This window comes from Bradyrhizobium sp. SZCCT0148, from assembly GCF_018129985.1.
Taxonomy (GTDB): Bacteria; Pseudomonadota; Alphaproteobacteria; order Rhizobiales; family Xanthobacteraceae; genus Bradyrhizobium; species Bradyrhizobium japonicum_H.
In genome coordinates this window covers 36,795-58,843 of the sequence record NZ_JAFCKT010000002.1, presented here as the reverse complement: position 1 = coordinate 58,843, position 22,049 = coordinate 36,795, and the positions used below count along the sequence as shown (strand labels likewise).

Annotated in this window: 18 protein-coding genes; 15 read left to right on the top strand and 3 right to left on the bottom strand. The window is 64.7% G+C overall.

The features are described 5' to 3' along the window. The first annotated feature begins 127 nt into the window (after window positions 1-127). The 11 genes from thpR (at window position 128) to JQ580_RS08615 (ending at window position 13,319) form a co-directional block, all read left to right on the top strand. Complete coding sequence (thpR, locus tag JQ580_RS08665; protein WP_212279361.1) at window positions 128-664, top strand: RNA 2',3'-cyclic phosphodiesterase; 537 nt, start codon at window positions 128-130, stop codon at window positions 662-664. A 111-nt stretch (window positions 665-775) separates the two neighbouring features. After that, window positions 776-1,960: a cell division protein ZapE gene (gene zapE, locus JQ580_RS08660; RefSeq protein ID WP_212279360.1), complete on the top strand. Its 1,185-nt coding sequence runs from the start codon at window positions 776-778 to the stop codon at window positions 1,958-1,960. A gap of 251 nt (window positions 1,961-2,211) precedes the next feature. After that, complete coding sequence (mdh, locus tag JQ580_RS08655) at window positions 2,212-3,180, top strand: malate dehydrogenase (protein WP_212279359.1); 969 nt, start codon at window positions 2,212-2,214, stop codon at window positions 3,178-3,180. Between the two features lie 213 nt (window positions 3,181-3,393). Next, window positions 3,394-4,590 carry an ADP-forming succinate--CoA ligase subunit beta gene (sucC, locus tag JQ580_RS08650; RefSeq protein WP_212279357.1) on the top strand — a complete coding sequence of 399 codons (1,197 nt, stop codon included), beginning with the start codon at window positions 3,394-3,396 and terminating at the stop codon, window positions 4,588-4,590. A gap of 4 nt (window positions 4,591-4,594) precedes the next feature. Then, window positions 4,595-5,074, top strand: coding sequence for a DUF1579 family protein (locus tag JQ580_RS08645; RefSeq protein WP_212279355.1), 480 nt, complete (start codon window positions 4,595-4,597; stop codon window positions 5,072-5,074). Between the two features lie 36 nt (window positions 5,075-5,110). Next, window positions 5,111-5,995, top strand: a complete 885-nt coding sequence (sucD, locus tag JQ580_RS08640; protein WP_094890720.1) for a succinate--CoA ligase subunit alpha — start codon at window positions 5,111-5,113, stop codon at window positions 5,993-5,995. A gap of 137 nt (window positions 5,996-6,132) precedes the next feature. After that, entirely contained in the window at window positions 6,133-9,090 is a 2,958-nt protein-coding gene (locus tag JQ580_RS08635; protein ID WP_212279353.1) for a 2-oxoglutarate dehydrogenase E1 component, read from the top strand. A 159-nt stretch (window positions 9,091-9,249) separates the two neighbouring features. Continuing rightward, window positions 9,250-10,500: a 2-oxoglutarate dehydrogenase complex dihydrolipoyllysine-residue succinyltransferase gene (gene odhB / locus JQ580_RS08630; protein WP_212279351.1), complete on the top strand. Its 1,251-nt coding sequence runs from the start codon at window positions 9,250-9,252 to the stop codon at window positions 10,498-10,500. Window positions 10,501-10,552: 52 nt separating this feature from the next. Then, complete coding sequence (locus JQ580_RS08625) at window positions 10,553-11,314, top strand: SDR family oxidoreductase (RefSeq protein WP_212279349.1); 762 nt, start codon at window positions 10,553-10,555, stop codon at window positions 11,312-11,314. 39 nt (window positions 11,315-11,353) lie between these two features. After that, a complete protein-coding gene (gene lpdA, locus JQ580_RS08620) occupies window positions 11,354-12,754 on the top strand; it encodes a dihydrolipoyl dehydrogenase (protein WP_212279348.1) in 1,401 nt (466 codons plus the stop codon). 34 nt (window positions 12,755-12,788) lie between these two features. Further along, a complete protein-coding gene (locus JQ580_RS08615) occupies window positions 12,789-13,319 on the top strand; it encodes a hypothetical protein (RefSeq protein WP_212279346.1) in 531 nt (176 codons plus the stop codon). A gap of 168 nt (window positions 13,320-13,487) precedes the next feature. Here the strand turns inward: JQ580_RS08615 and JQ580_RS08610 are convergent, their stop codons facing one another. Together JQ580_RS08610 and JQ580_RS08605 are read right to left on the bottom strand one after the other, a co-directional pair. Then, window positions 13,488-14,078 (bottom strand): DUF4337 domain-containing protein, encoded by a 591-nt coding sequence (locus JQ580_RS08610; RefSeq protein ID WP_212279344.1) that lies wholly within the window; start codon window positions 14,076-14,078, stop codon window positions 13,488-13,490. A gap of 100 nt (window positions 14,079-14,178) precedes the next feature. Continuing rightward, complete coding sequence (locus JQ580_RS08605) at window positions 14,179-15,144, bottom strand: tyrosine recombinase XerC (RefSeq protein WP_212279342.1); 966 nt, start codon at window positions 15,142-15,144, stop codon at window positions 14,179-14,181. A gap of 111 nt (window positions 15,145-15,255) precedes the next feature. Between JQ580_RS08605 and JQ580_RS08600 the strand changes: the two genes are divergently transcribed. After that, on the top strand, window positions 15,256-17,466 hold the full coding sequence (locus JQ580_RS08600) for a primosomal protein N' (protein WP_212279340.1): 2,211 nt from the start codon (window positions 15,256-15,258) through the stop codon (window positions 17,464-17,466). Window positions 17,467-17,726: 260 nt separating this feature from the next. Here the strand turns inward: JQ580_RS08600 and JQ580_RS08595 are convergent, their stop codons facing one another. After that, complete coding sequence (locus tag JQ580_RS08595) at window positions 17,727-18,230, bottom strand: septal ring lytic transglycosylase RlpA family protein (protein WP_212279339.1); 504 nt, start codon at window positions 18,228-18,230, stop codon at window positions 17,727-17,729. A 681-nt stretch (window positions 18,231-18,911) separates the two neighbouring features. Between JQ580_RS08595 and JQ580_RS08590 the strand changes: the two genes are divergently transcribed. From JQ580_RS08590 to JQ580_RS08580, 3 genes are all read left to right on the top strand, one after another. After that, window positions 18,912-19,472: a F0F1 ATP synthase subunit delta gene (locus tag JQ580_RS08590; protein ID WP_212279338.1), complete on the top strand. Its 561-nt coding sequence runs from the start codon at window positions 18,912-18,914 to the stop codon at window positions 19,470-19,472. Next, on the top strand, window positions 19,472-21,001 hold the full coding sequence (atpA, locus tag JQ580_RS08585; protein WP_212279337.1) for a F0F1 ATP synthase subunit alpha: 1,530 nt from the start codon (window positions 19,472-19,474) through the stop codon (window positions 20,999-21,001). The genes JQ580_RS08590 and atpA overlap by 1 nt, the downstream gene beginning before the upstream one ends. 157 nt (window positions 21,002-21,158) lie before the next feature. Further along, window positions 21,159-22,034 carry a F0F1 ATP synthase subunit gamma gene (locus tag JQ580_RS08580; RefSeq protein WP_212279335.1) on the top strand — a complete coding sequence of 292 codons (876 nt, stop codon included), beginning with the start codon at window positions 21,159-21,161 and terminating at the stop codon, window positions 22,032-22,034. Window positions 22,035-22,049 lie beyond the last annotated feature (15 nt).

Genomic DNA, 22,049 nt, shown 5'->3' with positions numbered 1-22,049 from the left:
GGTGCGCGATGCTTCGCAGAGTCGCACAAACGCGATAGGAATCAGGGTACCGGTGATTCGTCACCGGCTCTAAAATTTGGATATGGTCTTTCCTCTGATCATGCCCAAGCATCGGGAGTGCGAAACGATGCCGCGTTTGTTCACGGGTCTGGAAATCCCGGCCGAAGTCAGCCAGACGCTTTCCAATTTGCGGGGTGGCCTTCCCGGCGCCCGCTGGATCGATCCCGAAAATTATCACGTCACCCTGCGCTTCATCGGCGATATCGACGGCCTGTCCGCCAACGAGATCGCCTCGATGCTGTTTCGCGTCGACCGCAAGCCCTTCGAGGTGAAGGTGCAGGGGCTGACGAGTTTTGGCGGCCGCAAACCGAGGGCCGTCGTTGCGACCATCGCGCCGAGCAGGCCGCTGATGGAATTGCAGGCCGAGCTCGAACGCATGATGCAGCGGATCGGCCTCAATCCCGAAGGCCGCAAGTTCATCCCGCACGTCACGCTGGCCCGGCTGCACGATGCCACCGATCGCGACGTCGCCGATTATCTCTCGCTGCGCGGCTACTTCCCGAGCAAGGCGTTCATGGCCGAACGGTTCGTGCTGTTCTCGTCGCGCGCATCGACCGGCGGCGGCCCGTATGTGGTCGAGGACGCCTACGAGCTGTGTGAGTGATGTAGCTCTCGTGTCCCGGACGCTGCGCAACGCGTCCGGGACACGGAACGCATAGCGCCCTGCACCAATTGACGGCTTGCAATTTCCGTCCGTCTCTGGCGGTAAAGGGCCATGCTCTCGCCCCCCAATTCCCCCTTCAGCGACGCGTATCAGGCCCAGATCGCCTCCGGTGCGATCGAGCCGGACGCCGCGCAGGCCGAGGTTGCCGAAGCCTATGCGGCGCTCGACCTGCGGCTCGCGGCTTACAAGCCCGCGCGCAAGCAGGGGCTGCTCGCCCGCCTGTTCAGCAGCGACAAGGACGAGCCGCCGCGCGGGCTCTACATCCATGGCGAGGTCGGCCGCGGCAAGACCATGCTGATGGATCTGTTCTTCCAGCATGCCTCGGTCGAGCACAAGCGTCGCGCACATTTCCACGAATTCATGGCCGACGTGCATGAGCGCATCTATGACTATCGCCAGAGCATCGCGCGCGGCGAGATCGCCGACGGCGACGTCATCGCGCTGACCGCAAACGCGATCTTCGAGGAGAGCTGGCTGCTCTGCTTCGACGAATTCCACGTCACCGACATCGCCGACGCGATGATCCTCGGGCGTCTGTTTGCAAAGTTGTTCGAGCTCGGCACCGTCGTGGTCGCGACCTCAAACGTCGCGCCCGACGATCTCTACAAGGGCGGCCTGAACCGGTCGCTGTTCCTGCCCTTCATCAAGCAGATCACCGACCACATGGACGTCGCGCGGCTCGATGCGCGCACCGATTTCCGGCTGGAGAAACTGCAGGGCGTGCCGATGTGGCTGACGCCGGCGGACGCTGATGCGGACGCAGCGCTCGACCGCGCCTGGTCGCGGATGTCGGGCAGCGCCAAAGGCCGGCCGCGCGACATTTCGATCAAGGGCCGCATCCTGCACGTGCCGTGCTCGGCCCATGGCGTGGCGCGGTTCTCGTTTGCCGATCTCTGCGAGAAGCCGCTGGGGGCATCGGACTACCTCAGGCTGGCGCACGACTATCACACCATCCTGGTCGACCATATTCCAGTGATGGACCTGTCCCAACGCAACGCCGCCAAGCGCTTCATCACGCTGATCGACGCGCTCTATGACAATGCGGTGAAGCTGATGGCCTCGGCCGACGCCAACCCGATCTCGCTCTACCTGGCCCATGAGGGCACCGAGGCCATGGAGTTCAAGCGGACCGCCTCGCGCCTGATCGAGATGAGCTCGGAATCCTATCTGGCGCTGGCTCACGGCCGCAAGGACTCCACCGCCAGCGGCTCCACCAAGGGGCTGGTCGAGACTTAAGTCCTATTTCACCATCCTCGCAGGCCGTCATTCCGGGGAGCGACGAACGTCGCGAGCTGGTATCCATACTCCGATCGCGGTTATGGATTCCGGGCCTGCGCCTGTCGGCGCATCCCGGAAATGACGGGCTTGTATGGCTGCTATCGCGCCAAGCCCGACAATTGGGCATCCCGCGACTTGAACGGGGGAGGCGAAAGGGATAACCACCCGTCTCAGTTTTCCCTCCTTACGTGTCTAAAGGACAGGCTCACATGGCGCGCGACAAGATTGCTTTGATTGGCTCCGGTCAGATCGGCGGAACGCTGGCTCATCTCATCGGCCTGAAAGAGCTGGGCGACGTGGTGATGTTCGACATCGCCGAAGGCGTGCCGCAGGGCAAGGCGCTCGACATCGCGCAGTCCTCGCCGGTCGACGGTTTCGACGCCCACTACACCGGCGCGAACTCCTACGAAGCGCTCGACAATGCCAAGGTCTGCATCGTCACCGCCGGCGTGCCGCGCAAGCCCGGCATGAGCCGCGACGATCTTCTCTCCATCAACCTCAAGGTCATGGAGCAGGTCGGCGCCGGCATCAAGAAGTACGCTCCCGACGCTTTCGTCATCTGCATCACCAACCCGCTCGACGCGATGGTCTGGGCGCTGCAGAAGGCCTCGGGCCTGCCGCACAAGAAGGTCGTCGGCATGGCCGGCGTGCTGGATTCGGCGCGCTTCCGCTACTTCCTGGCCGACGAGTTCAACGTCTCGGTCGAAGACGTCACCGCCTTCGTGCTCGGCGGCCATGGCGACACCATGGTGCCGCTGGTGAAGTACTCCACCGTCGCCGGCATCCCGCTGCCCGACCTCGTCAAGATGGGCTGGACCTCGCAGGCGCGTCTCGACGAGATCGTCGACCGCACCCGCAACGGCGGCGCCGAGATCGTCAATCTGCTCAAGACCGGCTCGGCCTTCTACGCGCCGGCGGCTTCGGCGATCGCGATGGCCGAGAGCTATCTGCGTGACAAGAAGCGCGTGCTGCCCTCGGCCGCCTACCTGAACGGCGAATACGGCGTGAAGGACATGTATGTCGGCGTGCCCGTCGTGATCGGCTCCAAGGGTGTCGAGCGCGTCGTCGAGATCGAACTCGCCGGCAAGGACCGCGAGGCCTTCGACAAGTCGGTCGGGGCCGTGCAGGGCCTGGTTGATGCCTGCAAGAAGATCGCACCCGATCTTCTCGGGAAGTAATCCAAGCATTCCCCCGCCGAAGACCGAGACCCGGTCTTCGGCGGTTTCACTTCCGGGCCCGGTTCAAGATCTTGGCGGGGTATCCGGATCCGGCAGTCCAGAGATTTGAAGGCAGAGAATCCGGGTTTGCAGTTCCTGTGGTATATGGTATGCCAGCCACAAGACTGAGGTGGACCCTAGAGGTCACCGCCCGCGGGTTCAGGGAGCGACCATATGAATATCCATGAATATCAGGCCAAAGCGCTGCTGGGCGAGTTCGGCGTTCCGATCTCCAAGGGCGTGCCGGTGCTCAAGGCCGCCGATGCGGAGGCCGCCGCCAAGGCGCTGCCGGGTCCGGTCTATGTCGTAAAGAGCCAGATCCACGCGGGCGGCCGCGGCAAGGGCAAGTTCAAGGAAGCCTCGGCCGGCGACAAGGGCGGCGTCCGCATCGCCAAATCGGCCGCTGAGGTCACCGAATTCGCCAAGCAGATGCTCGGCGCCACCCTGGTGACGATCCAGACCGGCCCCGCCGGCAAGCAGGTCAACCGCCTCTACATCGAGGATGGCTCCGACATCGACAAGGAATTCTATCTCTCGATCCTGGTCGACCGCGAGACCTCGCGCGTCTCCTTCGTCGTCTCGACCGAGGGCGGCGTCAACATCGAGGACGTCGCACACAACAGCCCCGAGAAGATCGTGACCTTCTCGATCGATCCCGCCACCGGCATCATGGCCCACCATGGCCGTACCGTCGCCAATGCGCTGAAGCTGTCAGGCGATCTCGCCAAGCAGGCCGAGAAGCTCACCGCGCAGCTCTACGCGGCGTTCGTCGCCAAGGACATGTCGATGCTGGAGATCAACCCGCTGGTCGTGACCAAGCAGGGCCAGCTCCGCGTCCTCGACGCCAAGGTGTCGTTCGACGACAACGCGCTGTTCCGTCATCCCGAGGTGCTCGCACTGCGCGACGAGACGGAGGAAGACGCCAAGGAAATCGAGGCGTCCAAGTACGACCTCAACTACGTGACCCTCGACGGCAATATCGGCTGCATGGTCAACGGCGCCGGTCTCGCCATGGCGACGATGGACATCATCAAGCTCTACGGCATGGCGCCGGCCAACTTCCTCGACGTCGGCGGCAGCGCCAGCAAGGAAAAGGTCGCGGCCGCGTTCAAGATCATCACCGCCGATCCCAACGTGAAGGGCATCCTGGTGAACATCTTCGGCGGCATCATGAAATGCGACGTGATCGCCGAGGGCGTCACGGCTGCGGTTCGTGAAGTCGGCCTCAGCGTGCCGCTGGTGGTTCGCCTCGAAGGCACCAATGTCGAGCTCGGCAAGAAGATCATCCGTGAATCCGGCCTCAACGTGGTGCCGGCCGACAATCTCGACGACGCCGCGCAGAAGATCGTGAAGGCCGTCAAGGGAGGCTGAGGCCATGGCCCAGGACCATCTCGCCGCTTCATCTCCGCTTCCCGAGCACGCGCGTCTCGCCGCGTTCGCCGGCGAATGGGATGGCGAAGAGGTGGTCTTCCCGTCGCGCTGGACCGAGGGCGGGCCGGCGACCTCGCGCACCGTGGCGCGCATCGACCTCAACGGATTCTACCTGATCCAGGACAGCATCCAGATGCGCGACGGCAAGCAGGTCTTCGCCACCCACGGCATCTTCACCTACGACCGCGATGACCGGACCTACAAGTTGTTCTGGTACGACTCGCTTGGCTACACGCCGCCCGCGCCCGCTTCCGGCGGGTGGGTCGGCAACACCCTGACGCTGGTGCGCGGCTCGCTCCGCGGCAATGCGCGCCACGTCTACGAAATCATCAATGAGAATTCCTACTCGTTGAAAATCCAGTTCTCGCCGGACGCGGAAGGCTGGGCCGACGTGCTCACCGGCGTCTACCGCCGCATCCACTGACCCTCTCACTCTGTTAGTTTCGCGAAAGCAGACCTCATGTCCATCCTGATCGACAAGAACACCAAGGTCATCTGCCAGGGCTTCACCGGCAAGAACGGCACCTTCCACTCGGAGGCCGCGATCGCCTACGGCACCAAGATGGTCGGCGGCACCTCGCCGGGCAAAGGCGGCGCGACGCATCTGGGCCTGCCGGTGTTCGACACCGTGCGCGAGGCGCGTGAGAAGACCGGCGCCGATGCATCGGTGATCTATGTGCCGCCGCCGGGCGCGGCTGACGCGATCTGCGAGGCCATCGACGCCGAGATCCCGCTGATCGTCTGCATCACCGAAGGCATTCCGGTCATCGACATGGTGCGCGTGAAGCGTTCGCTCGCCGGCTCCAAGTCGCGCCTGATCGGGCCGAACTGCCCGGGCGTCATGACCGCCGGCGAGTGCAAGATCGGCATCATGCCGGCCAACATCTTCAAGACCGGTTCCGTCGGCATTGTCTCCCGCTCCGGCACGCTGACCTATGAAGCCGTGTTCCAGACCTCCCAGGAAGGCCTCGGCCAGACCACCGCGGTCGGCATCGGCGGCGACCCGGTCAAGGGAACCGAGTTCATCGATGTGCTGGAGATGCTGCTCGGCGACCCCAAGACCGAATCGATCATCATGATCGGCGAGATCGGCGGTTCCGCCGAGGAGGACGCCGCCCAGTTCCTCAAGGACGAGGCCAAGCGCGGCCGCAAGAAGCCGATGGTCGGTTTCATCGCCGGCGTGACTGCACCTCCCGGCCGCCGCATGGGCCATGCCGGCGCGATCATTTCGGGCGGCAAGGGCGACGCCGGTTCCAAGACCGACGCGATGAAATCGGCAGGGATTACAGTGTCCCCGTCTCCCGCCCGCCTCGGCCACACGCTTGCCGAAAAGTTGAAAGGCTAATTCACTTCTTCGTACTTTTCCGGGCGAAGTTTCGCAGCAAATAGGGTAAAGGGTGCCTGTCGCGCCGAGCCTCTGCCGGGGAGCTCGGCGTCAGCGCCGTTTGTTATGCGCGAACTGAAATCGCCAGGAACTCAAGTATGTCTCGCCAAGACGCGAACGCAGCCTTTGCCCTGTCTTCATTTTTGCAGGGCACCAACGCCACCTACATCGACGAAATCTACGCCCGCTACGAGAAGGACCCGTCCTCGGTCGATGCCGAGTGGCAGGAGTTCTTCAAGAGCCTGAACGACGCGCCGGCTGACATCAGCAAGAACGCGGAAGGCCCGTCCTGGGAGCGCACCAACTGGCCGCTGACCCCGCAGGATGACCTGACCTCCGCCCTCGACGGCAATTGGGCCCAGGTCGAGAAGGCGGTCGGCGGCAAGATTGCCGCCAAGGCGCAGGCCAAGGGCGCCGACATCTCCTCCGCCGACCTGCTCCAGGCGACGCGCGATTCCGTCCGCGCCCTGATGCTGATCCGCGCCTACCGCATGCGCGGTCACTTCCACGCCAAGCTCGATCCGCTCGGCATCGAAGCCCCCCGCAACCGCGAAGAGCTCGATCCGCGCACCTACGGCTTCAGCGAGGCCGACTTCGATCGCAAGATCTTCCTCGATCATGTTCTCGGCCTCGAATATGGCAGCCTGCGCGAGATCACGGCGATCTGCGAGCGCACCTACTGCCAGACGCTCGGCGTCGAGTTCATGCACATCAGCAATGCCGCGCAGAAGGCCTGGATCCAGGAGCGCATCGAGGGACCCGATAAGGAGATCTCGTTCACCCGCGAAGGTCGCCGCGCCATCCTGATGAAGCTGGTCGAGGCCGAGGGCTTCGAAAAATTCTGCGACACCAAGTTCACCGGCACCAAGCGCTTCGGTCTCGACGGCGCTGAATCGCTGATCCCCGCGCTCGAGCAGATCATCAAGCGCGGCGGCAATCTCGGCGTGAAGGAGATCGTGCTGGGCATGCCGCATCGCGGCCGCCTCAACGTGCTCACGCAGGTGATGGGCAAGGCGCACCGCGCACTGTTCCACGAGTTCAAGGGCGGCTCGGCCAATCCCGACGCTGTCGAAGGCTCCGGCGACGTCAAATATCACCTTGGCGCGTCCTCTGACCGCGAGTTCGACGGCAACCGCATCCATCTGTCGCTGACCGCGAATCCCTCGCATCTCGAGATCGTCGATCCCGTGGTGCTCGGCAAGGTGCGTGCCAAGCAGGACCAGCACGGCGATCCCCCCGATATGCGCATCTCCGTGATGCCGCTCTTGATGCATGGCGACGCCGCGTTCGCCGGCCAGGGCGTGGTGGCCGAATGCTTCGGTCTGTCCGACCTGAAGGGCTACCGCACCGGCGGCTCCGTGCACTTCATCGTCAACAACCAGATCGGCTTCACCACCTATCCGCGTTACTCGCGCTCCTCGCCCTATCCGTCGGATGTGGCGAAGATGATCGATGCGCCGATCTTCCACGTCAACGGCGACGATCCGGAAGCCGTCGTGTTCGCGGCCAAGGTCGCGACCGAGTTCCGGCAGAAATTCCACAAGCCCGTCGTCATCGACATGTTCTGCTACCGCAGGCATGGCCATAACGAAGGCGACGAGCCGGCTTTCACCCAGCCGGTGATGTACAAGAAGATCGCGGCCCATCCGTCCACCCTCGAACTCTACTCCCGCCGCCTGATCAGCGAAGGCGTGCTGACCGAGGGCGAGGTCGAGAAGGCCAAGGCGGACTGGCGCGCGCGGCTCGATGCCGAACTCGAGGCCGGCTCCGGCTACAAGCCGAACAAGGCCGACTGGCTCGACGGCAAGTGGGCCGGCTTCAAGATCGCCGATCAGGAAGAGGATGCGCGACGCGGTGTCACCGGCGTCGACATCGCAACGCTGAAGGACATCGGCCGCAAGATCACCAAGGTGCCGGATGGTTTCCGCGTCCACCGCACCATCCAGCGTTTCCTGGAGAACCGCGCCAAGGCGATCGATGGCAACGCGGGCATCGACTGGGCGACCGGCGAGGCGTTGGCGTTCTGCACGCTGCTCAACGAAAAGCACCATGTCCGCCTGTCCGGCCAGGATTCCGAGCGCGGCACCTTCTCGCAGCGCCACTCGGTCCTGATCGACCAGGAGGACGAGAGCCGCTACACGCCGTTCAACCACCTCGGCAACGAGCAGGGCCATTACGAGGTCATCAACTCGCTGCTGTCGGAAGAAGCCGTGCTCGGCTTCGAATACGGCTACTCGCTCGCCGAGCCGAACACGCTGACCCTCTGGGAAGCCCAGTTCGGCGACTTCGCCAACGGCGCGCAGGTCGTGTTCGACCAGTTCATCTCCTCGGGTGAGCGCAAATGGCTGCGCATGTCCGGTCTCGTCTGCCTGCTGCCGCACGGCTACGAGGGCCAGGGACCGGAGCATTCCTCGGCGCGTCTGGAGCGTTACCTGCAGATGTGCGCCGAAGACAACATGCAGGTGGTCTACCCGACCACGCCGGCGAACTACTTCCACGTGCTGCGCCGGCAGCTCCATCGCGAGATCCGCAAGCCGCTGATCCTGATGACGCCGAAGTCGCTGCTGCGCCACAAGCGGGCGGTGTCGCGCATCGAGGAGCTGGCGAAGGGAACGACGTTCCATCGCATCCTCTATGATGACGCCCAGATGCTGCCGAATGAGCCGATCAAGCTCGTTCCGGACGAGAAGGTCCGCCGCATCGTGCTGTGCTCCGGCAAGGTCTATTACGACCTGTACGAGGAGCGCGAGAAGCGCGGCATCGACGACATCTACCTGATGCGCATCGAGCAGCTCTATCCGGTGCCGCTGAAGGCGCTGGTGGCCGAGCTGTCGCGCTTCAAGAAGGCCGAAGTGGTGTGGTGCCAGGAAGAGCCCCGCAACATGGGTGCCTGGCACTTCATCGAGCCCTATCTGGAATGGGTGCTGAACCAGGTGAACGGTGCGAGCCGGCGTCCGCGTTATGTCGGCCGCGCCGCTTCCGCCGCGACGGCCACGGGTCTGATGTCCAAGCATCAGGCGCAGCTGAAGGCGTTCCTGGACGAAGCACTGAGCTGAGAATTTTTTAGGACGTCGTCATTGCCCGCAAAGGCGGGCAATCCAGTACACCGCGACTCTCGTGATGAGAACGAACGTCGCGGCGTGCCGGATGCCCCGCCTTCGCGGGCATGACGTATGAATTCATGACCGCACTGGCGATCCCTTAAGGAAAAGACCATGACTGAAATTCGTGTGCCGACGCTCGGCGAATCCGTCACCGAGGCCACCATCGGCCGCTGGTTCAAGAAGGCCGGCGATCCCGTCGCCGTCGACGAGCCCTTGGTGGAGCTCGAGACCGACAAGGTCACCATCGAGGTCCCCGCGCCTTCCGCGGGCACGCTCAGCGAGATCGTCGCCGCTGATGGCGCGACCGTTGCGGTCGGCGCGCTGCTCGGCCAGATCACCGATGGTGCCGGCGCTGCCAAGCCCGCTGCTGCTGCGCCCGCCAAGCCCGCCGCTGCCGCTCCTGCCGCCGCGGCAGCTGCTCCCGCGCCGGCGCCCAGTGCGCCGAAGGCGCCGCCGGCCGACGCCCCGCTCGCCCCCTCCGTGCGCAAGCTTTCCGCCGAGACCGGCGTCGATGCCTCCACTGTTCCGGGCTCCGGCAAGGACGGCCGCGTCACCAAGGGCGACATGCTCGCTGCGATCGAGCGTGCGGCCTCGGCGCCGACCCCGGTCAACCAGCCCGCCGCCGCCGTGCAGGTGCGCAGCGCTTCGCCGGCCGACGACGCTGCCCGCGAAGAGCGCGTCAAGATGACCCGCCTGCGCCAGACCATCGCGCGCCGCCTCAAGGACGTGCAGAACACCGCGGCCATGCTGACGACCTTTAACGAGGTCGACATGACCAACGTGATGGCGCTGCGCGCGCACTACAAGGACGCGTTCGAGAAGAAGCATGGCTCGAAGCTCGGCTTCATGGGCTTCTTCACCAAGGCCGTCGTGCAGGCGCTGAAGGACATCCCGGCGGTCAACGCGGAGATCGACGGCACTGATCTGATCTACAAGAACTATTACCACATCGGCGTTGCCGTCGGCACCGACAAGGGCCTCGTTGTGCCCGTGGTGCGCGACTGCGACAACAAGTCGATCGCCGACATCGAGAAGGGCATCGCCGATTTCGGCCGCCGCGCTCGTGACGGCCAGCTCAAGATCGACGAGATGCAGGGCGGCACCTTCACCATCACCAACGGCGGCATCTACGGCTCGCTGATGTCGACCCCGATCCTGAACGCGCCGCAGTCCGGCATCCTCGGCATGCACAAGATCCAGGAGCGTCCGATGGTCGTCGGCGGCAAGATCGAGGTCCGCCCGATGATGTATCTGGCGCTGTCCTACGATCACCGCGTGATCGATGGCAAGGAAGCCGTCACCTTCCTGGTTCGCGTCAAGGAGAGCCTGGAAGATCCGGCGCGCCTGGTGCTCGATCTCTGATTCCTGATGCTCAGCGAGCGCCGTCGCTTCGTGCGACGGCGCGTGTCGAACCATGGAGGCGCGCGTGACGGATAAAGTCGTTGTCATCACCGGCGGCAGCCGCGGCATCGGGCGGGCGACCGCGCTTGCGGCGGCGGCGCGCGGCTACCGCGTCGTGGTCGGCTATGCCAGCAACAAGAAGGCCGCCGACGAGGTGGTCGCGCAGATCGAGGCCAGCAACGGCAAGGCCATCGCGGTGAAATGCGATGTCGCCGAGGAGCGCGACATCGTCGATCTGTTCAAGCAAGCCGACAAGTTCGGCACCCTCGGTGCGCTCGTCAACAACGGCGGCATCGTCGGGACCAGCGGCGTGCGCGTCGACGAAATGTCGGCCGAGCGCATCCAGCGCGTGATGGCAGTCAACGTCACCGGCTCCATCCTCTGCGCGCGCGAAGCCGTCAAGCGGATGTCGACGAAACACGGCGGCAAAGGCGGCGTCATCGTCAATCTGTCGTCGGTCGCGGCCAAGCTCGGCGCGCCCAACACCTATGTCGATTATGCCGCGTCCAAGGGCGCGATCGATTCCTTCACCACCGGCCTCGGCTATGAGGTCGCAGGCGAAGGCATTCGCGTCGCGGGCATCCGCCCCGGCCTGATCGACACGGAAATCCACGCCTCCGGCGGTGAGCCCGACCGCCATCATCGCCTGGCCCACATGGTGCCGATGAAGCGCGTCGGCACCGCCGACGAAATCGCCAATGCCATCGTCTGGCTGATGTCGGACGAGGCCTCCTACGTTACAGCAGCCACTCTCGATGTGTCCGGCGGGCGCTGACACAATCTCATCACGCTAAACCTCACGGGACTTTCTCTCATGGCTACCTACGATCTCGTCGTCATCGGCACCGGACCTGGCGGTTATGTCTGCGCGGTGCGCGCCAGCCAGCTCGGCATGAAGGTCGCCGTGGTCGAAAAGAACGCCACGCTCGGCGGCACCTGCCTCAATGTCGGCTGCATGCCGTCGAAGGCGCTGCTGCATGCGTCCGAGATGTTCGAGGAAGCCGGGCACTCCTTCGCCAAGATGGGCGTGTCTGTGTCCTCGCCGAAGCTCGACCTTCCCGCGATGATGAACTTCAAGCAGCAGGGCATCGACGGCAACGTCAAGGGCGTCGAGTTCCTGATGAAGAAGAACAAGATCGACGTGCTCAAGGGCACCGGCAAGATCCTGGGGACCGGCAAGGTCGAAGTCTCCGCCGACGGCAAGTCGCAGACGATCGAAACGAAGAACATCGTGATCGCGACCGGCTCGGACATCGCGCGCCTCAAGGGCATCGAGATCGACGAGAAGCGCATCGTGTCCTCGACCGGCGCGCTGTCGCTCGACAAGGTCCCCGGCAAGCTGCTGATCGTCGGCGCCGGCGTGATCGGCCTCGAGCTCGGCTCGGTGTGGAAGCGTCTCGGCGCGGAAGTCGTCGTCGTCGAATTCCTCGATCGCATCCTGCCCGGCATGGACGGCGAGATCGCCAAGCAGTTCCAGCGCATTCTGGAAAAGCAGGGCTTTGCGTTCAAGCTCGGCGCCAAGGTCACGGCGGTCGACACGTCAGGCAAGACGCTGAAGGCGACCATCGAACCGGCCGCCGGCGGCACGGCCGAGACGCTGGAAGCCGACGTCGTGCTCGTTGCCATCGGCCGCGTGCCGTTCACGGATGCGCTGGGCCTGAAGGAAGCCGGCGTCGCGCTCGATCCCCGCGGTCGCGTGCAGATCGATCCGCATTTCGCCACCAGCGTGAAGGGCGTCTATGCCATCGGCGACGTCGTCGCAGGCCCGATGCTCGCGCACAAGGCCGAGGACGAAGGCGTTGCGGTGGCCGAGATCATCGCAGGCCAAGCCGGCCACGTGAATTACGACGTGATCCCGGGTGTGGTGTATACCACGCCCGAGGTGTCTTCCGTCGGCAAGACCGAGGAGGAGCTGAAGCAGGCGGGCGTGGCTTATACGGTCGGAAAATTTCCGTTCACCGCCAATGGCCGCTCCAAGGTCAACCAGACCACTGACGGCTTCGTGAAGATTCTCGCAGATGCGAAGACCGATCGCGTGCTCGGCGTGCACATTATCGGCCGCGAAGCCGGTGAATTGATCCATGAAGCGTGCGTTCTCATGGAATTTGGCGGCAGTGCGGAAGATCTCGCGCGGACCTGCCACGCCCATCCGACCCGCTCCGAGGCCGTCAAGGAAGCCGCGCTTGCAGTCGGCAAGCGGGCCATCCATATGTAGACCACGCGCCGAGCCGAATCGGGCGGGACAACATATGCTGCGCCGCCTACTTCAACCGGTCTGGGTCCTGCTGGCGATCATCTTCCTGATCGAAGCCTGGCTGTGGGACCATCTCGAACCGATCGTCGCGCGGATTGTCGCAATCATTCCGCTCGCGCGCTTCAAGCAATGGCTGACGGAGCGTGTCGATGCGCTCCCGCCGGCCATGACGCTGATCGTGTTCGCGGTGCCGATCCTTCCGCTGTTTCCGCTCAAGCTGGCCGGCCTGTATCTGCTCACGCATGAATACTGGTTCACCGGCATGTCCACGTTCTTGTTCGCCAAGATGGTCGGCGTCGGCGTCACCGCCTTCGTGTTCGACGTCACGCGCGACAAGCTCTTGGAGATGCGCTGGTTCGAGCGCATCTACGATCTGGTGCTCAAGCTGCGCGCCAAGGCGTCCGAGCTGGTCGACCCGATCAAGCGCCGCATCCGCGAGCTGGTCTCCGGCAACGGCGAGGGCTGGTCGGCCCGCACCCTGCGTCTGATCCAGCGCTTCAGGAAGAGCGTGCATCAGGCGCGGTGAGCTTCGCCACACCTGTCATTGCCACACACTCGGCGTCATTGCCCGCGAAGGCGGGCAATCCAGTATTCCAGAGACGTCAGGGATTGAACCGAGGGGCTGCGGCGCACTGGATGCCCCGGTCAAGCCGGGGATGACACCGTCCGTGTGGCTTACACGTCCCCAGCAGCCTCAATGCAAATGCAACAGATGCGGCCACCACAGGCCGAGGCCGGTCATGAGGATGCCGCCCAGCGTCAGGATGCCGGCGACATAGGCCAGCGCGAACATGCCGGTGATGATGGTGGCCGAGGCCAGCACGATGCCGATCTGGAAGGCGGCCGACGCCAGCTCGAAGTGGTGGTATTTCGCGGTCGCCTCGTCGCGCTCGTGCTCGGCATGCTTGGCCTTCTCGGCGAGCTGCTCGGTGCCTTCGCCGGTCTCCGGCTCGGAGCGGTAGCGCTGTGCGGTCTTGGTCCAGTCGTCGACCTGCTTCTGCACCACCGCCTTCATGGCGTCGTCGGTGGTGCCGGCCAGCGTCAGCTTGCCTTGTTCTGCCGCGGTCACCACCACGGTACGGCGGATGCTCTTGGCCTGGAAGAACGCCCAGAGATTGGCGCCCTCGACGTTCTTGCTGATCGATTCGGTCTGGGCGCCCTTGCCGAGCGTTTCCGAGATCGCCAGGAACAGCGCCAGCACGGCGATCAGAAGCGCGATCTTTTTGTTCGAGCCGGACGCGTGTTCGGCGTGCTCGGCATGCTCCATGCTTTCATGTGCGCTCATGATTCCCCTCCTGTCGTGGTTCCCCACGATTGACCGAACCGCGGGCACCGCGCAAGAGGCATGCGCGCCATGACAGCTTGATGTCAGGATTCAGCGCAATTCACCGCCGCGGATGCGCGCTGGCATAGACTTCCAGCAGCCGCTCGGAATCGATGCCGGTGTAGATCTGCGTGGTCGAGAGCGAGGAATGGCCGAGCAATTCCTGGATCGCGCGCAGATCCCCGCCGCGTGACAGCAGATGCGTGGCGAAGGAATGCCGGAGCGCGTGCGGCGTCGCGCTGTCGGGCAGGCCGAGCGCGCCGCGCAGCCTCTCCATCGCCAGCTGGATGATGCGCGGGCTCAACGGGCCGCCGCGCGCGCCGACGAAGATCGGGCCTTCAGCCGGCAGCGGATAGGGGCACATCGCGACGTAGTCCTGCACGAGCTCCAGCACGTTCTGCAGCACCGGCACCATGCGGGTCTTGTTGCCTTTGCCTGTGACGATCAAGACGTCACCCTCGCCGGGACGCGGCATCTCGCGGCGCTTCAGGCCGAGCGCCTCGGAGATGCGCAGGCCGGAGCCGTACAACAGCGCCATCACCGCCGCATCGCGCGCCAGAATCCAGGTCTCGCGATCCTCACCGGCCCGCTCGTCGGCATCGGCTAGGCGCTTGGCTGATGCCATCGGCAGCGGCTTCGGCAAGGTCTTGGCCACCTTCGGCGCGCGGATCGCCGAGAGTGCGCCGACCTTGCCCTTGCCTTCGCGTTCGAGGAAGCGGCCGAAGGAGCGCAGGCCGGCCAGCGCGCGCATCAGCGAGCGGCCGGCAATGTCGTCGGCGCGGCGCATCGCCATGAAAGCACGGACGTCGGTGGCCTCCAGCGCCGCGAAGCGCTCGAGGGTCACGCGCTCGCCCCAATGGCTGCACAGGAAATTCAGGCATTGCCGCAAGTCGCGGCCATAGGCCTCCAGCGTCTTCGGCGACAACCGCCGCTCGGCGCCGAGATGCGACAGCCAGCGCGTCATCTCCTGCGCGATCGAGGGATCGGCGCTGGCGAGCTCGACTGGTGGGGCGGCGGCTTTGCTCATGCGCACTGGACGTAATGATTCCACCCAGTATATCGCATCACACTCGTTTATCGTTCGCTAAGGCAGCCACTGGGCGCTAGCCTTCTAGCCCCGGGTTCCGAATCTCCGTTCATGGACCACACGCCGCGCAGCACCACCGCCCCCACCAGCGCGACCGGCATGGTCGACGTGCTGGTGCCGGTCGCGCTCGACCAGACCTATTCCTACAAGGTGCCGCGCGGGATGCAGCTGAAGGCGGGCGATCTCGTCGGCGTGCCGCTTGGCGCGCGCGAGGTGCTGGCCGTGGTCTGGGGGGAGAACGCCAATCCCGATCCCCGCCTGCACAACCGTCTCAAGGAGGTCAGCGAGAAGCTGGACATCCCGCCGCTCAAGCCCGAACTGCGGGCCGTGGTGGACTGGGTTGCCAATTACACCCTGAGCCCGCGCGGCATGGTGCTGCGCATGTGCCTGCGGATGGGCGAGAATCTCGGGCCCGAGCGGGTGCGTCCCGGCGTGCGCCTGGTCGGCGATCCCCCGAAGCGGCTGACCCCGGCACGCCAGCGACTGATCGAGGTGCTGTCGGACCGGCTGCTGCACGGCAAGTCGGAGGCGGCGAAAGAGGCGGGCGTCTCCGCAGGCGTGATCGACGGCCTCGTCGACGAAGGCACGCTCGCGGTCGAGCCGATGCCGCCGCCCGCGCCGCCGCCTAGCCCCGATCCCGATTTCAGCCGGCCGGATTTCTCGCCGCTGCAGCGCGCCGGCGTGGACGCGATGCGCGCACTTGCGGCCAACGGCACCTTTCACGTCGCATTGCTCGACGGCGTCACCGGTTCGGGCAAGACCGAGGTGTATTTCGAGGCGGTTGCTGAAACCATCCGTCGCGGCGGGCAATCGTTGATCCTGATGCCGGAGATCGCGCTCACCGGCCAGTTCCTCGACCGCTTCGCGCAACGCTTCGGCGCGCGGCCGATCGAATGGCATTCCGAGCTGACCCCGCGCACCCGCGCCCGCAATTGGGCGGCGATCTCAGCAGGCACCGCCCCGGTCGTGGTCGGCGCGCGCTCGGCGCTGTTTCTGCCCTACGCCAGTCTCGGCCTGATCATCGTCGATGAGGAGCACGACCAGGCCTACAAGCAGGACGAGGGCGTGCACTACCACGCCCGCGACATGGCGGTGGTGCGCGGGCATATCGCCAAGATCCCGGTCGTGCTGGCCTCGGCCACGCCATCGGTCGAGTCCGAGGTCAATGCGCGCAAGAACCGCTATCAGCGCATCGCGCTGCCCTCGCGCTTCGGCGGCCAGCACATGCCGCATATCGAGGCCATCGACCTGCGCCGCGAGCCGCCGGCGCGCGGCCGCTATATCTCGCCGCGGCTTGCCGGCGAGATCAGGAAAGCGATCGAGAAGCGCGAGCAGGCGCTGTTGTTCCTCAATCGCCGCGGCTACGCGCCGCTGACGTTGTGCCGCGGCTGCGGCCATCGCTTCGCCTGCACCATCTGCGATGCCTGGCTGGTCGATCACCGCTTCCGCCAGCGCCTGGTCTGCCATCATTGCGGCTTCTCGATGCCGCGTCCGCATCTCTGCCCGAACTGTTCGGCGGAGGAATCGCTCGTGGCGGTCGGGCCCGGCGTCGAGCGCTTGCAGGAGGAGGCAGCGTCGCTGTTTCCGGACGCGCGCACCATGGTGCTGTCGAGCGATCTCATCACCTCGATCGAGACCATGCGTTCCGAGCTTGCCGAGATCGCGGAGGGCCGTGTCGACATCATCATCGGTACGCAGCTGGTGGCCAAGGGCCACAATTTTCCGCGGCTCAATCTGGTCGGCGTGGTCGATGCGGATCTCGGCCTCTCCAACGGCGATCCGCGCGCGGCGGAGCGTACCTGGCAATTGCTCAACCAGGTGATCGGCCGCGCCGGGCGCGAGCAGGGCCGCGGCGTCGGCTATCTCCAGACCCACCAGCCCGATCATCCCGTGATGAAGGCGCTGATCGCCTGCGACCGCGAGGCCTTCTACGACAGCGAGATCGACTTGCGCGAACGCACGCTGTATCCGCCGTTCGGCCGGCTCGCCAGCCTGATCATCTCCGCCGGCGACCGACCGAGCGCCGAAGGCCTCGGCCGTCGGATCGTGGCGCTCGCCCCGCGCGACGAGCGCGTCGTGGTGCTGGGACCGGCCGAAGCACCGCTCGCCGTGATCAAGGGCCGCTACCGCTTCCGCATCCTGGTGAAATCGGCGCGCGGCTTCGACCTCTCGGACTATCTGCGCAACTGGCTCGCGGTCTGCCCGAGGCCGACGGGCAATCAGAAGCTCGAAGTCGACGTCGATCCGCAGAGCTTCCTGTAGCTCCCGCTCCCTCCACATCATTGCGCGGAGCCCTTGCGACGAAGCAATCTCGAAACTCTCCGCGGAAAAATCCTGGATTGCTTCGCTGCGCGCTCGCCATGACGTGGTGGGAGGCGGGAGCCGTGCGAACTCTCTCCCCCGGGGCTCCGCCGCAGCGACCGGCCAAACAAAAAGCCCGCGGTCCCCCAAGACCGCGGGCTTGTTTCAGACGCGCATCAAACTGATGGAAATTTGCGCGTGGTGTGAGGACGTCGAACGCCTCAGGAGACGACTTCCGCGGTGACTCGGCCGACGCCGCGGCTCGTGAGGCCGATGGCGCGAGCTGCGCCCGTGGAGAGGTCGAGCACGCGGCCGCGAATGAAGGGGCCGCGGTCATTGATGGTGACGATGACACTCTGGCCGCCATGGGTGACACGCAGCTTGGTGCCGAACGGCAGCGAGCGGTGCGCGGCGGTCAAGGCGTTCTGGTTGAAGCGCTGGCCCGAGGCGGTGCGGCTGCCGGACTCGTTGCCGTAGAAGGAGGCCATGCCGGAGAAGCTGCGGCCCGAGCCCTGTGACGGCGTCATCGACGCATTGGCGTTGCGCCAATCGGAGGTCGCGTTGGTATCGACCTGGGCGTGGTGGCGGTGATGATGATGGTGCCGGTGATGTCGGGATTTGGCGGAAGCTTCGGTGGCGGTGCCACCGATGAGGAGAGTTGCGGCAACGAAAGCGATCGCCGTACGCGGCCGGGTCACAGAGCCCAGCGTCTTCAAAGACAGCATTTAGTGGTCCCTAAGCTAGTATTGCCACATGTGTGGCCAGTGGAGCCCCCATCAGTTTGTGAGCGGTCTGGCGTTTCGTTTCCCAATGCGGCGTGAATTGGGCAGTAAATCTGTTCTGTGTCGTCACGAAACATCTTGTGACTGGCACCGATGTTGCAGCTGATGTTTTGAATTCTTCGGCTTTAACGATTATTTAACCTAACCATTACTATCGAATACTGTAGAACGAAGTCATCGCTCTCCGCGTTTAGAATTGGGTAAGTATTCGGCGAGTGGAGGCAGCCGGACCGGAATCACGGCTCAGCGATCGGTGTTCATGGCGGCTATGCGCTGAGGGCAGGAACCAACACGGGACCAAGTTCAGGCCGAGCGCTCGACAATTCCGTGCCGCGGCAGGGCGACGCCAAGTCGTTGCTCGTTTCTTGTTGCAATCGTCGGATCACATGATTGACGCATCCAGCGTGCGACGAACTGGCGACAGAACCACGTGCCTTTAATTTGGCGTCATGTTGCACCTGCGCGCCTGCTATGTTAGCAAAGCCGCGATTTTAACGGACCCGGCACGTCCCGTGTCGGCCGGAAATCGAAGTCCCGCTTGAATTCCAAGGGCTTGGATCGCTTGGCGCCGCTTCGTGGCGACGGTTTTTCCCTTGCGAGTTTGACAGCAAAAAGAGCGCGTCTGTGGCTGCAGAAGATACGTCCGTTTCCGGTGTGTCCGGTCGTTATGCAACGGCCTTGTTCGATCTGGCTCTCGACCAGAAAGTGGTCGACGAGGTCAAAGCCGATCTCGAGAAATTCGAGGCCATGCTGAACGAGAGCTCTGATCTGAAGCGCCTCGTCCGCAGCCCGGTTTTCGCAGCCGATGCCCAGTCCAGGGCGCTTTCGGCCGTGCTGGCCAAGGCCGGCATCGCCGGCATCTCCGCCAATTTCCTCAAAGTCCTGACCGCCAATCGCCGCCTGTTCGTGGTGGCCGACGTCATTCGCGCCTACCGCGCCCTGGTCGCCCGGTTCAAGGGCGAGGTGACGGCCGACGTCACCGTGGCGGAAACGCTTTCGGACAAGAATCTCGACGCCCTCAAGGTTGCCCTGAAGTCGGTGACCGGCAAGGACGTCGCGCTCAACGTGAATGTCGATCCCTCGATCATCGGTGGCCTCGTCGTCAAGCTCGGCAGCCGCATGATCGATAGTTCGCTTCGCACCAAACTCAATTCGATCAAGCACGCGATGAAAGAGGCAGGCTGATGGACATCCGCGCCGCGGAAATTTCCGCGATCCTCAAGGACCAGATCAAGAATTTCGGCCAGGAAGCTGAAGTCTCCGAAGTCGGACAGGTGCTGTCCGTCGGCGACGGTATCGCCCGCGTCTACGGTCTGGATAACGTCCAGGCCGGCGAAATGGTCGAGTTCGAGAACGGCACCCGCGGCATGGCGCTGAACCTCGAAACCGACAACGTCGGTGTCGTTATTTTCGGCGCCGACCGCGAGATCAAGGAAGGCCAGACCGTCAAGCGCACCCGCGCCATCGTGGACGCCCCGGTCGGCAAGGGCCTGCTCGGCCGCGTCGTCGACGCGCTCGGCAATCCCATCGACGGCAAGGGTCCGATCCAGGCCGACAAGCGCATGCGCGTCGACGTCAAGGCACCCGGCATCATCCCGCGCAAATCGGTGAACGAGCCGATGGCGACCGGCCTCAAGGCGATCGACGCCCTGATCCCGATCGGCCGCGGCCAGCGCGAGCTGATCATCGGCGACCGTCAGACCGGCAAGACCGCGATCGCGCTCGACACCATCCTGAACCAGAAGCCGCTCAACGCGCAGCCCGACGAGAACATCAAGCTGTACTGCGTCTACGTCGCGGTCGGCCAGAAGCGTTCCACCGTCGCCCAGTTCGTCAAGGTGCTGGAAGAGCAGGGCGCGCTCGAGTACTCGATCGTCGTCGCCGCCACCGCGTCGGATCCGGCGCCGATGCAGTACATCGCGCCGTTCACCGGCTGCACCATGGGCGAGTATTTCCGCGACAACGGCATGCACGCGGTCATCATCTATGACGATCTGTCCAAGCAGGCCGTCGCTTATCGCCAGATGTCGCTGCTGCTGCGCCGCCCGCCGGGCCGCGAAGCCTATCCTGGCGACGTGTTCTATCTGCATTCCCGCCTGCTCGAGCGTGCGGCGAAGCTGAATGCGGACCATGGTTCGGGCTCGCTGACGGCGCTGCCGGTCATCGAAACCCAGGCCAACGACGTGTCAGCCTACATCCCGACCAACGTCATTTCGATCACGGACGGCCAGATCTTCCTGGAAACCGACCTGTTCTTCCAGGGCATCCGTCCCGCCGTGAACGTCGGTCTGTCGGTGTCGCGCGTCGGCTCCTCGGCGCAGACCAAGGCCACCAAGAAGGTCGCCGGCAAGATCAAGGGCGAGCTCGCGCAGTACCGCGAAATGGCGGCGTTCGCGCAGTTCGGCTCCGACCTCGATGCCTCGACCCAGCGCCTCCTCAACCGCGGTTCGCGCCTGACCGAGCTGCTGAAGCAGCCGCAGTTCGCGCCGCTGAAGATGGAAGAGCAGGTCTGCGTGATCTGGGCCGGCACCAACGGCTATCTCGATCCGCTCCCGGTCAGCAAGGTGCGCGCATTCGAGGACGGCCTGTTGTCGCTGCTGCGCGGCAAGAACGTCGAGATCCTCAACTCGATCCGCGACAGCCGCGACCTCTCCGACGACACCGCCGCCAAGCTGAAGTCGGTGGTCGAAGGTTTTGCCAAGAGCTTTGCGTAACGAGCTCTGCGTAACAGCAGCATGGCCGGATTGTTCCGGCCGTGATCGCTTCGCAAGAGACAAGACAACGAGAAGCGTGCCCGGCGCCCGGCCGGGCATCGCGATAGGGACAGGCTAGCGGTTCGGTGTTGCATCGAACCGCCGGGGTGAACGAAGAATGGCGTCTCTTAAAGACATGCGCGTCCGCATCGCCTCCACCAAGGCGACGCAAAAGATCACCAAGGCGATGCAGATGGTTGCTGCGTCCAGGTTGCGCCGTGCCCAGCAGGCCGCCGAGGCGGCCCGGCCTTACGCCGACAAGATGAGCGCGGTGATCTCCAACATCGCCAGCGCTGCCGCGGGTTCGCCCGGCGCGCCGGCGCTGCTCGGCGGCACCGGCAAGGATCAGGTTCACCTGCTGCTGGTCTGCACCGGCGAGCGCGGCCTGTCCGGCGCCTTCAACTCCTCGATCGTGCGTCTCGCGCGCGATCGCGCCCAGGCGCTGATGGCGCAGGGCAAGGAAGTGAAGTTCTTCTGCGTCGGCCGCAAGGGCTACGAGCAGCTCCGCCGCCTGTTCGACAAGCAGATCGTCGAGCATCTCGACCTGCGCAGCGTTCGTCAGCTCGGCTTCGTCAACGCCGAGGACATCGCCAGGAAGGTGCTGGCCCGTTTCGAGAACGGCGAGTTCGACGTCTGCACGCTGTTCTACGCGCAGTTCAAGTCGGTGATCGCCCAGGTCCCGACCGCCCAGCAGATCATCCCGCTGGTCGTTGAAGCGAAGGCGGCGAATGCGCCGACGACGTCCTACGAATACGAGCCGGAGGAGGACGAACTCCTCTCCGGCCTGTTGCCGCGCAACATCGCGGTGCAGATCTTCCGCGCGCTGCTGGAAAACAACGCCTCGTTCTACGGCGCGCAGATGAGCTCGATGGATAATGCCACCCGCAACGCTGGCGAAATGATCCGCAAGCAAACCCAGATCTACAACCGAACCCGTCAAGCCCAGATCACCAAGGAGCTGATCGAGATCATCTCCGGCGCCGAGGCGGTCTGACGCACCAACCAAACG